Origin of the sequence: Lysinibacillus sp. FSL K6-0232, from assembly GCF_038008325.1 — a bacterium.
Lineage (GTDB): Bacteria > Bacillota > Bacilli > Bacillales_A > Planococcaceae > Lysinibacillus.
Map to the genome: position 1 here is coordinate 1,663,052 of NZ_JBBOYW010000001.1, position 13,941 is coordinate 1,676,992.

Consider the following 13,941-nt stretch of genomic DNA (forward strand, 5'->3'; position numbering starts at 1 on the left):
CAATGATTAAATTTGACAATGTTTCTAAAAGCTATAGTCGTGATCATACGGCTGTTAAAGCATTGAATGTAGAAATTAACAAGGGCGAATTTTTTGTGATTATCGGTCCAAGCGGCTGTGGTAAAACGACTTTATTAAAGATGATTAACCGATTAATCCCTGTCACAGAGGGAACAATTTGGCTTCAGCAGCAAAAAATTAGCGATTACAATATTCATGAATTGCGCTGGCGCATTGGCTATGTTTTACAGCAAATCGCTCTTTTTCCGCATATGACGATTGCAGAAAATATTGCCATTGTGCCTGAATTAAAAAAATGGTCGAAGGCGACAATTGACAAACGGGTGGATGAATTACTCGCAATGGTTGGGCTAGAGCCAGCTAGCTACCGCCAGCGCAAGCCAAAGGAGCTTTCTGGCGGTGAGCAGCAACGGGTTGGGGTTGTTCGTGCTTTAGCGGCTGACCCTGATATTATTTTAATGGATGAGCCCTTTAGTGCATTGGACCCGATTAGCCGTACAAAGCTACAGGATGATTTGCTGGAAATGCAGCGTACCATTCAAAAAACAATTGTCTTTGTGTCCCATGATATGCAGGAGGCACTTAAATTAGGGGATCGGCTTTGTTTGATGAAGGATGGCGAAATTGTGCAAATTGGCACACCTCACGAGATTATCCAAAATCCTGCCAATGACTTTGTGCGGCAATTTATAGGAATTAAAGACGATATGGCTAATATCTTTGATATCCAAGCAGTGATGCAGCCAATCGTTAGCTCACAGCCATTAAATGCTATGGTTTTGGCGGATGCTTCATTGGCAACCATTCTTGAACAGCTTGCACAGCATGATGAGTTAGCTGTGGAAAAGGATGGGGAACGTATTGGACGTATTACACGAGCATCTATGCTGCAATATTTAGCTAAGGATTATGGAGAAAGAGGTGCTGCTGATGACTAATTTACTAGAAGTGTTTGATGAACGTAAAGGTCAGCTAATGGCAGCATTGCTTGAGCATATAGAAATTTCCTTTATCGCGCTATTTTTTGCAGTGCTAATTGCCATTCCTCTAGGCATTTATTTAACCAATAAAAGGAAGATTGCTGAAAGTATTATTGGTATTAGTGCCGTCTTGCAAACAATTCCTTCGCTTGCCTTACTTGGTCTATTGATTCCGTTATTTGGCATTGGGAAGGTGCCTGCGATTATTGCGTTAGTTGCCTATGCGCTATTGCCTATTTTACGGAATACCTATACAGGTATTCAGGAGGTAGATCCATCGTTGAAGGAAGCGGCATTGGCAATGGGGATGAATATGCCCAAGCGTTTAGTAAAGGTTGAATTGCCGCTTGCGATGCCTGTTATTATGGCAGGTATTCGAACAGCGATGGTATTAATTGTAGGGACAGCTACGTTAGCCGCATTAATTGGTGCTGGTGGCTTAGGAGATATTATTTTGCTTGGCATTGATCGCAATAATACAGCGCTTATTTTATTAGGCGCTATACCAGCAGCCATTTTAGCACTTATTTTTGATGTATTGCTAAAAAAATTAGAGGCATTATCATTTAAACAAACAGTGACCACATTAAGTCTTATTAGTGTCGTCGCTCTTGCGATGATGTTTTTCCCGCTTCTGCAAGGAAAAAATGATGAACAACAGCTTGTGATTGCGGGCAAGCTTGGCGCTGAGCCTGAAATTTTGATTAATATGTATCAATTATTGATTGAGCAAGACACAGACTTAGAGGTGCAATTAAAGCCAGGGCTTGGGAAAACATCATTTGTTTTTAATGCCTTAAAATCAGGAAGCATTGATCTTTATCCTGAGTTTACAGGAACAGCCATTGCAGAGTTTTTAAAGGAAGAAGCGGTAAATAATCAGCAAGAAGATGTTTATGAGCAGGCAAAGGAAGGAATGCTTGCGCAATTTGATATGGTGCTGCTAAGTCCCATGCGTTATAACAACACATATGCACTTGCTGTATCAAAGGAAATAGCGGAAGCTCATCAGCTCCAAACAATTTCAGATTTAAAGCCGCTCGCGCAGACGATTCGAGCAGGCTTTACACTAGAATTTAATGATCGTAAGGATGGCTATGTCGGTATGCAAAAACGCTATAATATGACGCTTGCCAATGTGACAACAATGGAGCCAAAGCTACGCTATCAAGCCATTGCAGCAGGGACTATTGATGTACTGGATGCTTATTCAACAGATAGTGAAATTCGCGAATATGGTTTACAGGTATTAGAGGACGATCAAGCATTGTTCCCGCCTTACCAGGGAGCGCCATTAATTAGAAAAGAAACATTGGCGAAATATCCTGAGATTGAAGCAGCGTTAAACAAGCTTGCCAATCAAATTACTGACGATGAAATGCGTGAAATGAACTATCAGGTGAACGTAGAAGGAAAGTCTGCAGCAGATGTAGCGAAAGCCTACTTACAAGAGAATGGATTGCTTCAATAACAGCAAATAAGATAAAAAAACGAACTATGGCGAAACATGAAAGGTGAAGTTTCGCAAAATAGTTCGTTTTTTTATTTATATCAGTAAATATTTAATGTTTATCATTAATTAATTATTGACAAGGATAAATCAAGCTGTATAATAAAAACAGGAAAAGGGATGCTGATTATGGAGCAAACAGTTTAAAGTAAGGAATTTCGATTATTGGCAAATTGCCTACAGGGTGATTGTGTTAAGCTTGAGTCACTATTTGTAAAGACGGATATTATTAAGGGCATTAGCTATCATTTTACAGGTATTAATTGGACACTATTATTATGTAGTTTGGTCATTTGGACAATTGCGCGTATTTTCCGATATGGTGCATTTTTACAGGATGAATATGATGCAACAGCTTAGGAAGTGAGAATATGGCTATAATTATTCGCTTGGATCGCATGCTAGCAGATCGAAAAATGCAGCTAAGTGAGCTAGCAGAGAAGGTTGATGTGTCAATCGTCAATCTCTCTAATTTAAAAACGGGCAAGGTAAGAGCGGTGCGTTTTTCTACATTGAATGCAATCTGTAAGGCGTTAGACTGTCAGCCGGGCGATATTTTAGAGTATGTAGAAGAAGATTAAAGACTGCCTCCTAGTCAAAGCAGCAAGAAGGAAGGACTTTTCAAAATGACAGCTTTTAGTTTTTTATTGATTGCCATTATAGCAGAGGTGTTTGCAAGCTCTATGCTCAAGCGGACGGAGGGCTTCACACGCGTTTGGCCATCCATTGGCGTTGTAGCTGGCTATGGAACGGCTTTTTATAGCCTATCGTTAGCATTAAAAACCGTTCCCCTCGGCACTGCCTATGCGATATGGGCAGGCTTAGGCACAGCATTAACAGCCGTTGTTGGTGCCGTGATTTATAAGGAATTTTTTAATCGGAAAAAGGTTATCGGTATTTTCTGCATTATTTTAGGTGTGGTGATGCTCAATCTTGCAGGGGGTCATTCGTAATATGAAGGGCTATTTATTGTTAACATTATCCATTATGAGCGAGGTCTTCGCGACAACAATGCTGAAGCTTTCGGATGGCTTTACAGTGCCTGCCCCTTCAGTAGCGGTGGCAATTGGCTATGGGATTTCATTTTATAGTTTATCGCTATGCTTGAAAACCTTGCCATTAAGCTTAGCCTATGCTATTTGGTCAGGCGTGGGCACGGCGCTTACGGTTATTGTTGGTATGGTTATTTGGCACGATATTTTTAACCTTTACTCTGCGCTTGGGATCACGCTCATTATTGGCGGCGTTATTTTATTAAATCAAGGGGATAGAAACAGTAAAGTGACGGATAGATTACAAGAATAGACGGATAGAATCACAAAAGCCTCTCGCCTTATTTGGTGGAGGCTTTTTATGATTCAAGTCGCCATATTTTTTCTTGCTACATATGATAACGAGAGGGCTATTTCTATGGAGGCATTAAGGAAGGGGGCTTGAAGGTTGAAGCGGCAACATTTTTTATGTGAAGCATTACATGATTTGCAAACATTGCAGGAGATGATGAAGAGCTTTCATTCGAAACATTTTGGTCAGCTACTTGTAAACATTGTAGGGAGCGATACGATTCCATTTTTTTTAATTACGCATAGTGGCGCACATTTACGGTTAATGGATACAGCGAAGCAGTTTGAAACGGAGTTTTTTCGTATTGAGGCGGTTGATCGGGAGCGCTGTCGTGGCATCGTATCGCTCCTAAGGGCTTTTGATTATGAGGGGAAAGATACCAATCATATTGGAGATGTGATTAGGCTAGAAAAAACGACTACGGAGAAAGCTATTGAGCTAAGTGGTATTTCTGCAATTCAGCTTCTAAAGCCAGATATGTTAAAAGGGAAATTTATTATTGAGCCTAAATGGTAGTGTGAGATGACAATGAAAGGAAGTTTAGTAATGACGATTATTGGTATGCTACATCACCGACTTGACCCAACAACGGTTCTTAAGTCTTATGCCTATGCAGCGGTTGCGAAGGCGGAGGGGGCGCAGTTTTTTTACTTTACGCCTAAAAGTGTGGATTTTGCCAAACGCTCCATTCAGGCAAAGGTTTATGAAAATGGACAATGGCAGGAAAAAACAATGCCCTTTCCAGATGTAATTTATAATGCGGGCAGTCCTGAAAAATTATCGGTATCGCAAGCGATTATTGATCGTTTAAAAGAGGAGATTCCTTTTACAACACATTCGATAGGGAATAAATGGAATGTAATGAAGCGCTTAAAGGAAGCACAGGAGTTTGAGCAATATTTAATTCCATCTGAAATCGTGAAAAATGTAGAATTATTCCATAAGTTTATTCAGTACTATAAAAAAGTTGTGTTTAAGCCGATTGATGGACGAAAGGGGAAGGGCATTTATTTTATTACAAAGGTTGGCAAAATACATTATGAGGTAAGGAAGGATCAGACAACTAACTACTATTCACAGCAGCAGCTAGATGCACTGCTAAATGAGCAGCTTGCCACAGGAACATTTATTATGCAGCCTTATATTCAATCGGTTACAAAGTCAGGGCAAGTGTATGATTTCCGTTTGCACGTCCAAAAAAATGGAGAAGGGAAATGGGTCATAACAACTGTCTATCCACGTATTGCTCCAGCAGGCTCGATTATACCGAATATTAACAATGGTGGCTATACGAATTATTTAGACCCTTTTTTAGAGCAGGAATTTCAGGAGGAGGCTTACAATATTCGCCGCATGCTAGAGCATTTCTCCCTGGCACTAGCCCATCATCTTGATGAAATTCAAATGGTGAAATTTGGCGAGGTCATTGATGAAATTGGAATTGATGTTGGCTTAGATCAGCACCAAAAAATTTGGATGTATGAGGTCAATTGGCGTCCGGGCTGTCCTCCTGCCTTTTACTTAGAATTAGATGTGGTGATCAACTCCATTCGCTATGCTATGTATCTTGCCAATCATCAAAAGCAATTAAAGCAAGAGATCGTCCAACAAAAAAGTAAGCATCTTGCAACGAAAAAAAGCTTGCCAATTATTGCGATTACAGGCAGTGCTGGTAAAACAACGACAAAGGCATTTGTTGGCTCAATTTTATCGAAAAAGTGGAATATTTTTGAATCGAAGGATTATTGGAATACAACAGAGCATACGAAAAAGCATGCAGAGGAAATTAACGATACACATCAGGCTGTTGTATTAGAGTATGGTATGGCTTATCCGGGCATTATTACAAATCATTGTAGCATTATCCAGCCGAATATTAGTATTGTTACCAATATTGGCTTAGCGCATGTTGGGAACTTTGATGGTGATGTAAAAGGCGTAGCCAAAGCAAAATCGGAGTTAATTCACGGCATGGATCAGCAAGGCGTATTAATTATTAATAAGGATGACGATAATTCTAAGTTTTTGGAAATCGAGCAGTTTCAGGGGAAAATCCTAACGGTAGGGCTTCAACATGATGCGGATTACCGTGCATATGATTTGCGCTATAAGGAAATGGGCATGTCCTTTAAAATGCAGCTACAGGGGCAGGAAATTGAGCTATATATCCCGATTTTAGGGCAGCATCATGTTTATAATGCATTAAATGCAGTGGCAGTAGCAGATTACTTAGGATTTAGTCCATTGGATATTCAGGCAGGGCTGAACTTTAAAAAGCCGCCACGACGTTTAACGCTTTATCATTGTCGTGATGGGATTACATTAATTGATGATACAGTGCATTCTCATCCACAGGGCGTACGTGCTGCCATTGATGTGCTAACAAATATTGCAAAGCAGCGCAAAGTCGCCATTATTGGGCAAATGCGTGAGCTTGGTATTTTAAGAGAGGAGGAGTATCGCAAGGTTGGGGAGTATGCTTATGAGGCTGGTATTGACGAATTAATTACCTATGGATTCCGCACAGATGAAATTAGTAATGCCGCGATTGCGAAAGGGATGGACCCATCGAAGGTACATCATTTTATCAATAAAGATCAATTACATGCACTGCTAGAGCAGCTTGTACAGCCTAATGATACGATTCTTGTAAAAGGCGCTAGTAAAACAAATATGTTTGAAACCGTGAAGTTTTTAGATCAAACATTTAAAGAATAATTAAAAAAGCCCGAGTAACTGTCCACTGGCAAGCGGCAATTATTCGGGAAATTTTTTTCATACGCGTAAAATAAATTTAATTTCCTTGGCAGCATTGATTGCATTACTGCGAGCCTCGCTTAAGGTTGCTCCTTCTGCAATGACATAGGCATAGCGATGACCCATTGATAAAGGGGGGGTGAGCATTGTGCCTTTTTTCGGCTTCACATAAACCTCCACCACACCCGTTGCTCTTGTCGCTCGTGCTTTGCCAATCACCTTTTCTAAAATGCCCTTATTTTCCACAATCATATATTTGGTGTAGACAAATTTTTGATGTCTTGGCTGAATATTAGGCTGTTCACCAAGCAATAGCTTGAGTGTTTCCTCCACTAAACTAAATCCGAGTGCCGCATGTAACATATTATTCATCGCACCACCAGAAATACGTGGATTAATCTCGATGAGCTTCCAGCCATGTGCTGTAAAGCGCAGCTCTAAATGGAGCGCACCGTTTTCAATATTAAACGCTTTAACAATGGAGTGCAGCACTTCCTCAATGCCTGCTTGAATAGCTGGCGGTGCTTTAACCAGCACGCCATAGCCTGTAATAATAAAGCGTTTACCCTGTGTAATTTCCTGCTCAATAATGCCGATAATATGTGCCTGTCGCTGAAAGACAAGAGCCTCTACTAAATATTGTGGACCGTCTAAATATTCCTCCATCATAATGTTTTCCTTAGGGTTTTTGGCGCGCAATGTTTGGAGGTGCTGCTGAAGCTGCTCAAGATTATGTGCGAGTAAGACATCTTTTGAGCCTGTTGATTTTGGTGATTTCACGATTAATGGGAATGTTAAGTTTGCTGCAAGGGGATCATTCGGCTTGAGCAATGAGAACTTCGGTGAATATGGCTGATCCTTTAATAAATTTCTTGTTTGTTCCTTATCCTCCATTATTTCAATGGCAGAGGAGGATATATAGTTATGACAAAACTCATCACAGAGCATTGCAGCAATATGCACAAATGGATCAACAAAGCTCACAATATTTTTAATCTGCAATCCGCTTTTCCCTAGTCTATCAATTTCCTCTTTCATTTTTTCGATATTGAAAGTATCAATGAGTATCATTTTATGAATATCAGGATAGGCTCGGCGCTGCTGGAGCTGCTTTTCGTTGTTGGTAAACAGTACGGTGAAGTAGCCTAGCTTTTCGGCTGCTTTTGTTGCTTCGCGACTTGACCCAGATTTGTTTGTACCGATAAAGATAATGGCTTTCAGGTATATCACTCCTTCTATTGGTACTTAGATACTTAATCACCTTTATATATATGCAACCATCTAGATTTCTTCTAGTTATGTATCTTGTCTTCATCCAAGCAACTTTCAAAAGGTTACATATACTAGAAGAGAAAGGAGGGAGAAAAGATATGAAGCCTCTTTCGGTGAAAAAATTAGCAATGATTACGACAGGCAATCTTGTGCAAGGGGCGGAGGAAGTTCTAATTCAGCATGGTGCTTATCGGCTAAAGCAAGTGAAAAAGCCTAATACAGCCCTCTTTACAAGTAAACGTATTGTTAACTGGAAAAGTCTTGAGCCACTTTCTCCTCTAATACTAGTGACCGATAGAGCTTATCGCCCACAGGAAATGCCTAAGCATGTGATTTTTATACAGGTAACAGATGCAGAAGCAGCGTATTGGCAGTTTGTGCATTTTTATCGCAATCAGTTTCATATTCCCGTTGTTGCGATTACAGGTACATCAGGTAAAACAACAACAAAAGAGATGATTAAACATATTCTTGCTGCTGATCGACAAGTAACAGCAACAACATTAAGCAGTAATTCTAGAACGGCATCGTTACAATATTTACTTGGGATTGATGATGATACGGAAGCGGCTGTTTTTGAAACGGCTGTTGGTTCACCAGGGGATGTGACAAATGCGGGAAAGTATTTTAAGCCAACAATTGGTATTATTACAAATATTGGCGCACATCATTTAAACTATTGTAAAACGCTGGAGGGCTATATTCAGGCGAAGGCAGAAATGCTTGATATTATTCATCCAACAGGCACGTTAATTATCAATGCAGAAGACTTGAATACGAAGAAAATTGAGTTGGCTAAATTTCGAGGGCGTGTGCTAAAGGTAGGAAAGCATGAGTCCTGTGATTTTCGAGCAAGTCATATTCATTACGATCAAAAGGGCATGAAATTTATATTGCAGCATGGCAAAAATAGCTATGACGTTGTTGTGCCGGGATTTGGTGAGCATCAAGTATACAATGCCCTTGCAGCAATTGCGGCAGTGTATGAAATGGGTGTATCCATTCCGATGGCAGCTAAGCAGCTTCAATCATTTCGTCAATTGAAAAAACAGCTACAGCTTTTTGAGGGCATTCATCATTCCATGCTATTGGATGATACATGGAGCATTACAACAACGTCCTTAGAGGCAGCCTTACATGTATTAAATGCACTAGGGAATGGCAAGAAAAAGATAGCAATTATTGGAACGATTACCGATTTAGGCTCGTGGGGCTATATTATTCACGAACAAGCGGGGGAATGTATTCAACGCATTGGCGTGGATGTGCTGATTACCATTGGGGAGCACGCCAGAATTATGGCTGACCATGCCGTAAAATTAGGGTTTAATGCACCTGTCTATACATTTAAAAATAGCACATTGGTCTACCCATTATTACAGAAAATTGTAGATGCCAATACGATTATTTTAGTAAAGGGTGATATGTATAGTCAGCAGGTTTCTAAATTAGCAACTGAGCTTAGATTAAAACCTACACCGCCTGTAGAATAGCGGTCTTAATTGATAAAGAGAGGAGGCGTCGTACACTTGCAATCCATTAGTGTGCAAAAGCTGAAGAACATACTACAGGGAAAGCTTATCCATGGCTCAGAGCAATGGTCTGTACAACACGCTATCTACTATAATCGTCATGAATTAACACAAAGTCATACGCTGATGTTTGTTAGTCGCAACGATCATATCAACTGGCAAGAAGTCGATCGCAAAGGTCCATCCCTCATCATATCCGATAAACCGTCCACGGATTTAAAAAATGCACTAGCCAATACAACAGTCTTACAGGTCAAAAGTGTGGCACAGGCGTATTGGACATTTATCGAATATTATCGAGGTCTTTTCCAAATTCCTGTTGCCGCATTAACAGGAACCTGTGGTAAAACAACGACAAAGGAGATGCTGAAGCATATTGTTAGCAAGCATTGGCATGTGCAAGCATCCGTTAGCAGTAAAAATGAGCCAAGGCAATCATTACCTTACTTAACAGGCATTGAGCAGCAAACACAAGCAGCTATCTTTGAGCTGGGGCTAGGCAATACAGGCAATATTAAGCATCAATGTATGATCTATCAGCCAACGATTGGCATTATTACAAATATCGGCGTGCATCATTTAGATGGCTGTTTAAATCTTGAAGGCTATATTAAGGCAAAGGCAGAAATTGTAGAAGGCATTCAAGAGGGTGGGACATTAATTATTAATGCAGATGATGCCAATATTAAAAAAATTTCGCTGCAAAAATTTAAGGGCAAGATTATTCGCTTTGGCTTACAGGACACAGCAGATTACAAAGCTTCCAATATACAATTTGCCAATACGGGCATGAAGTTTGTCTTAGAGGTAGCTGCAACAAAATACAATGTATTTGTGCCTGGCTATGGCGAGCATCAAGTTTATAATGCTTTAGCCGCAATTGCTGCTTGTCATGAGATGGGGCTGACAATTCGTCAGGCAATTGCAGGGCTACGGTCATTTAAACCAATGGCAAGGCATTTAGAGCTCACATCAGGGATTGGTAATAGTACAATTGTTGATGATACATGGACAAATAACCCAACATCCGTAGAAGCAGCCTTAAAGGTATTAGATACAATCGGAAAAGATAAAAAAGTTATTTTAATTTTAGGTGATATTAAGCGTTTAGGGCATTTTGAAGAGCATTATCATCGTGAAATTGGCTCCATGGTTGCTGAGCGCAAGGTTGATACATTAATTACCATTGGCAAAAGGGCACAGGCGATTGCCGACCAAGCACAAAAGGATGGCACAAGCGCAGAAGTCTATACATTCCATGAAGTAGCAGGTGTATTAGAGCTATTGCAGCCAAAGCTTGATGCCAATACAATTGTGTTAATTAAAGGGCCCATGTCAAGCAGGTCTATGATTGAATTTGCCCATCAGCTTAAAAATTTACCTTAATGAAAAAGAAGCATTCCTCCATATTGGGGAAAGCTTCTTTTTACATTATTTGATAACACGTCGAGCCGTTACATAGTTTTTTTGCGCCCAAGTGGAAGTAAGATTTTGCTTTACAATATTATTTGTGGTCATACTAATATATTGGTTATTGCCAAGATAGATACCTGTTTGTGTGATGTTTTGTCTGCCATTATCCGTAGAGAAGAACAGCAAATCGCCCTTTTGCAGCTGTGACTTTTGTACATGTGTACCTGCTAAAGCCTGTTTGCTTGCTAATTTTTCCTTTAGATTAATGCCGTGTTTTTGAAAGACATAATACGTAAAGCCTGCACTTGTAAAGGTTAATGTTTGCTCATTATACGTATAACCAAATTTTGCTTTATTCGTTAAATTTGTAGCTGTTGCAATAATTTGATTGGCTGAGGGGCTTATGCTCACAGTAGGTGCTGAGCCGCCTTCAGAGAAAACCCGCTTAGCCGTGATATAGTGCTCCGTATAATAATCAACAAGCAATACTCTTGTCATAACACCATCTGAGTTAGGGATGATAACACGGTGATCACCCGCATAAATCCCTACAAGAGTAGGTGTTTTCGAGCCCTTGGCACTATTGAAGAAGACTAGGTCACCTTTTTTTAAATTACCGCGCGCCACTGTTGATCCTTGCTGCATTAAATCCTTTAAGGTAGTAGCGCCAAGTGTAATGCCGCTTTTACGATAAATAAAGTCCACAAAGGCTGGCGCTGTAAAACGAAGGCTTGATTCATTTGTTGTGGCACCGATAGTTACTTTATTTTTATAAGTAAGCGTATTTTCTACAATTTTATCGCCCTTTGTGGCAGGGTTAGCTGAGAGTAGTGTTGGTAATACACGGCGGGCAGCTACATAATTTTCAGTATAGTATGGCTTACTATTTAAGTCAGAAATTATAATGTTTTGCTTAGGGTCTGCCATATGAATCATTTTATTATCCCCAATATACATCCCTACATGGTCGGGATCAGTTCCTGTTTTTTTGCTTTTAAAGAACAGTAAATCGCCTTTTTGCAATTGGTTTCGTGCCACAGGTGTTCCTTGCTGTAGCATATAGTTTTCATTATATGTGCCAAGGTCTACACCATTTTTCTCGAAGATATACATTAAGAAAGAAGCACAAGAAAATTTATAGGGATAGGTAGGCTTGTATTCTGCATCGCTATATGTTGCTTTGCCCATTAAACCTTTGGCAGTCTGAATAAGTTGGTCTGCTTTGGCAGCAACCGCCTGTCCATTATTTTGTGCATTCGTTGTCGCTGCTTCTACTTGAATTGGCTGCACCGCTGCTTGCATTAGACTCAAAGAGCTGAAGCCAATCGTTAGCGCAAGTGTTGTTGATAAAAATCGTTTATTCATGTTGTTGATAACCTCCTGAATTGCTGTACCATGGCAATAATCGTAGCATGAAAAAGTAGGGCTTCTGAGAGGTAAATGTTGCCAAGGAGTGAGTGCGATAGGCTTCAGCACTTGCTAGTAAAGGCTTCACCGTAGGAATTTACAGTTTTATTACAAATGTTTCAGTAGGTTGTCATATAGTACAGGGAGAGTGGCGGATAGAATCTCGAAATAGACGGATAGCGCAGCGAAAGTGACGGATAGAACACAAAAAAATAGACGGATAGACAAATATTGAAGTAGCTATTTTGCTTGTAATAAATAGCTAAATTTCATTCATATTTCACTTTTACCCTATATAATTAGTAGGCGATTGGTGAATAGATGGGAGAGGAACGATGAAGAATTTGCTTTACACAAGGTTTTGGCGTCTGCATTTTTTTGCGGCACTTTTTATTACACCGCTATTGTTATCATTAACATTAAGTGGAATTGGCTATTTATTTTACACAGATGTTGAAAATCAGCTATATGATGATTATTTTTTTGGGCAAAGTAAGGGCGAAGAGGCTTTAACGATTGATGAGGCAGTGGAAAAGGCTGAAGCGGCGTTTGCTGGCTATTCTACACGTAAAGTGATTATGCTGGAGGAGCCCTATAATACGCGTTTAACATTATCAAATGGACACGATGAGAAATATGTGTTTTTAGATGACCATAATCAACGGGTTGGTAGTCAGGATGCAAATTATACATTTTCAAATATTATGCGTAATATCCATAGCTCCTTATTTATTGGTGGGACGTTTGTTAATTATTTAGTGGAGCTAGCGGCTTGTTGGACGATTTTCTTGCTCTTATCAGGACTTTATATGACATTTAAGGGGAATCACTTAAAAAAGCACAAAGCCGAGAATAAAAGACAAAAAAATAAACGATTGCACGCCTTAGTTGGCACAATTATTACGATTCCAATGGTTATTTTTATTTTTACAGGACTTTTATGGTCTGCTTTGTTAGGCTCTATATTGTCAAATATTGCTTCCGATAGCTATCCAGCCTTACAGCAACAGCCACCGACCTCAGAGATAGCTGAAATTCCATGGGCAACACGACAGTTAGATGCACCTGCTTCTGATGGGGATGCACATGCGCTTCATCATGGCGGTGGGGCAACACGTTATACAAATCCAAATCAAATTACGATTGCTCAGCTTGAACAGGAAATACAAGCCCAGCATATTGAGAAGCCATATACAATTCTTTATCCAGCAAATGAAGAGGGCGTATTTACAGTGGCAAAGGCAAGTAACTCTGGTGTCACGGGTCTTGATGTGAAGCCTTCCGAGGAAGCAACGATGTATTTTGATCAATATAGTGGGAATTTGATTGATCAGGTGAACTATGAGGATTATGGCTTGCTAGCGAAGGTCTTTACATGGGGCATTCCTTTACATGAAGGACATTTATTTGGCTGGCCTAATAAATTATTAAACTTAGTAGTTTGCTTAGCCTTTTTAGCCGTTATTATGTGGGGCATTCGCACATGGATTTTACGAAAGAAAAAAGGTGAGCTATCTGCACCACCACAAATTTCTGCTAAAATATCACGATCTTTTAGTGTTTTCTTACTATTTTTAGGTGTGATAATGCCGTTATTTGGCATTTCATTAATCGTTGTTGTCTTGATTGAATGTGTGCTAATATGGCAGCGGAAACGTCGTGCTTTAGGAAGTTGAGAAAAGCAAATGTAATGCAATACAAATAG

General features: G+C 39.9%; 13 protein-coding genes. 11 read left to right on the plus strand and 2 right to left on the minus strand.

Annotation, left to right across the window (positions count from 1 at the left end; all coding sequences use genetic code 11):
• Positions 1 to 2: 2 nt before the first annotated feature.
• The 8 genes from MHB42_RS08000 to MHB42_RS08035 all read left to right on the plus strand — a co-directional run bounded on the left by MHB42_RS08000 (position 3) and on the right by MHB42_RS08035 (position 6,573).
• Positions 3 to 959 (plus strand): ABC transporter ATP-binding protein, encoded by a 957-nt coding sequence (locus MHB42_RS08000; protein WP_340805408.1) that lies wholly within the window; start codon positions 3 to 5, stop codon positions 957 to 959.
• Positions 952 to 2,472, plus strand: coding sequence for an ABC transporter permease/substrate-binding protein (locus tag MHB42_RS08005; protein ID WP_340805409.1), 1,521 nt, complete (start codon positions 952 to 954; stop codon positions 2,470 to 2,472). Before MHB42_RS08000 ends, MHB42_RS08005 begins: the two co-directional genes overlap by 8 nt.
• A 204-nt stretch (positions 2,473 to 2,676) precedes the next feature.
• A complete protein-coding gene (locus tag MHB42_RS08010) occupies positions 2,677 to 2,871 on the plus strand; it encodes a hypothetical protein (RefSeq protein ID WP_340805410.1) in 195 nt (64 codons plus the stop codon).
• Positions 2,872 to 2,882: 11 nt separating this feature from the next.
• Positions 2,883 to 3,092, plus strand: coding sequence for a helix-turn-helix domain-containing protein (locus tag MHB42_RS08015; protein WP_340805411.1), 210 nt, complete (start codon positions 2,883 to 2,885; stop codon positions 3,090 to 3,092).
• 45 nt (positions 3,093 to 3,137) lie between these two features.
• Positions 3,138 to 3,464, plus strand: coding sequence for a DMT family transporter (locus MHB42_RS08020; RefSeq protein ID WP_445299975.1), 327 nt, complete (start codon positions 3,138 to 3,140; stop codon positions 3,462 to 3,464).
• A 1-nt stretch (position 3,465) separates the two neighbouring features.
• Positions 3,466 to 3,816 (plus strand): DMT family transporter, encoded by a 351-nt coding sequence (locus tag MHB42_RS08025; protein ID WP_340805412.1) that lies wholly within the window; start codon positions 3,466 to 3,468, stop codon positions 3,814 to 3,816.
• A gap of 135 nt (positions 3,817 to 3,951) precedes the next feature.
• Positions 3,952 to 4,371 carry a hypothetical protein gene (locus MHB42_RS08030; RefSeq protein WP_340805413.1) on the plus strand — a complete coding sequence of 140 codons (420 nt, stop codon included), beginning with the start codon at positions 3,952 to 3,954 and terminating at the stop codon, positions 4,369 to 4,371.
• A gap of 6 nt (positions 4,372 to 4,377) precedes the next feature.
• Positions 4,378 to 6,573, plus strand: coding sequence for a YheC/YheD family protein (locus MHB42_RS08035; protein ID WP_340805414.1), 2,196 nt, complete (start codon positions 4,378 to 4,380; stop codon positions 6,571 to 6,573).
• A gap of 57 nt (positions 6,574 to 6,630) precedes the next feature.
• Here the strand turns inward: MHB42_RS08035 and MHB42_RS08040 are convergent, their stop codons facing one another.
• Positions 6,631 to 7,833 carry an ATP-grasp domain-containing protein gene (locus MHB42_RS08040; protein WP_340808563.1) on the minus strand — a complete coding sequence of 401 codons (1,203 nt, stop codon included), beginning with the start codon at positions 7,831 to 7,833 and terminating at the stop codon, positions 6,631 to 6,633.
• A 149-nt stretch (positions 7,834 to 7,982) separates the two neighbouring features.
• On the opposite strand from MHB42_RS08040, the gene MHB42_RS08045 reads away from it, so the two are divergent.
• The gene (locus MHB42_RS08045; RefSeq protein WP_340805415.1) at positions 7,983 to 9,377 is read left to right on the plus strand and encodes a UDP-N-acetylmuramoyl-tripeptide--D-alanyl-D-alanine ligase; all 1,395 of its coding nucleotides are present in this window, start codon (positions 7,983 to 7,985) and stop codon (positions 9,375 to 9,377) included.
• 36 nt (positions 9,378 to 9,413) lie between these two features.
• On the plus strand, positions 9,414 to 10,802 hold the full coding sequence (locus MHB42_RS08050) for a UDP-N-acetylmuramoyl-tripeptide--D-alanyl-D-alanine ligase (RefSeq protein WP_340805416.1): 1,389 nt from the start codon (positions 9,414 to 9,416) through the stop codon (positions 10,800 to 10,802).
• A 45-nt stretch (positions 10,803 to 10,847) separates the two neighbouring features.
• Here the strand turns inward: MHB42_RS08050 and MHB42_RS08055 are convergent, their stop codons facing one another.
• Positions 10,848 to 12,194 carry a C40 family peptidase gene (locus tag MHB42_RS08055; RefSeq protein WP_340805417.1) on the minus strand — a complete coding sequence of 449 codons (1,347 nt, stop codon included), beginning with the start codon at positions 12,192 to 12,194 and terminating at the stop codon, positions 10,848 to 10,850.
• Between the two features lie 377 nt (positions 12,195 to 12,571).
• Between MHB42_RS08055 and MHB42_RS08060 the strand changes: the two genes are divergently transcribed.
• Positions 12,572 to 13,912 carry a PepSY-associated TM helix domain-containing protein gene (locus tag MHB42_RS08060; protein WP_340805418.1) on the plus strand — a complete coding sequence of 447 codons (1,341 nt, stop codon included), beginning with the start codon at positions 12,572 to 12,574 and terminating at the stop codon, positions 13,910 to 13,912.
• Positions 13,913 to 13,941: the final 29 nt, after the last annotated feature.

What these genes read in the sequence shown, in the direction of transcription:
- MHB42_RS08055 (WP_340805417.1), bottom strand. Translation starts at nt 12,194, where the DNA reads ATGAATAAACGATTTTTATCAACAACACTTGCGCTAACGATTGGCTTC.
- MHB42_RS08000 (WP_340805408.1), top strand. Translation starts at nt 3, where the DNA reads ATGATTAAATTTGACAATGTTTCTAAAAGCTATAGTCGTGATCATACG.
- MHB42_RS08020 (WP_445299975.1), top strand. Translation starts at nt 3,138, where the DNA reads ATGACAGCTTTTAGTTTTTTATTGATTGCCATTATAGCAGAGGTGTTT.
- MHB42_RS08060 (WP_340805418.1), top strand. Translation starts at nt 12,572, where the DNA reads ATGAAGAATTTGCTTTACACAAGGTTTTGGCGTCTGCATTTTTTTGCG.
- MHB42_RS08035 (WP_340805414.1), top strand. Translation starts at nt 4,378, where the DNA reads ATGACAATGAAAGGAAGTTTAGTAATGACGATTATTGGTATGCTACAT.
- MHB42_RS08015 (WP_340805411.1), top strand. Translation starts at nt 2,883, where the DNA reads ATGGCTATAATTATTCGCTTGGATCGCATGCTAGCAGATCGAAAAATG.
- MHB42_RS08025 (WP_340805412.1), top strand. Translation starts at nt 3,466, where the DNA reads ATGAAGGGCTATTTATTGTTAACATTATCCATTATGAGCGAGGTCTTC.
- MHB42_RS08045 (WP_340805415.1), top strand. Translation starts at nt 7,983, where the DNA reads ATGAAGCCTCTTTCGGTGAAAAAATTAGCAATGATTACGACAGGCAAT.
- MHB42_RS08005 (WP_340805409.1), top strand. Translation starts at nt 952, where the DNA reads ATGACTAATTTACTAGAAGTGTTTGATGAACGTAAAGGTCAGCTAATG.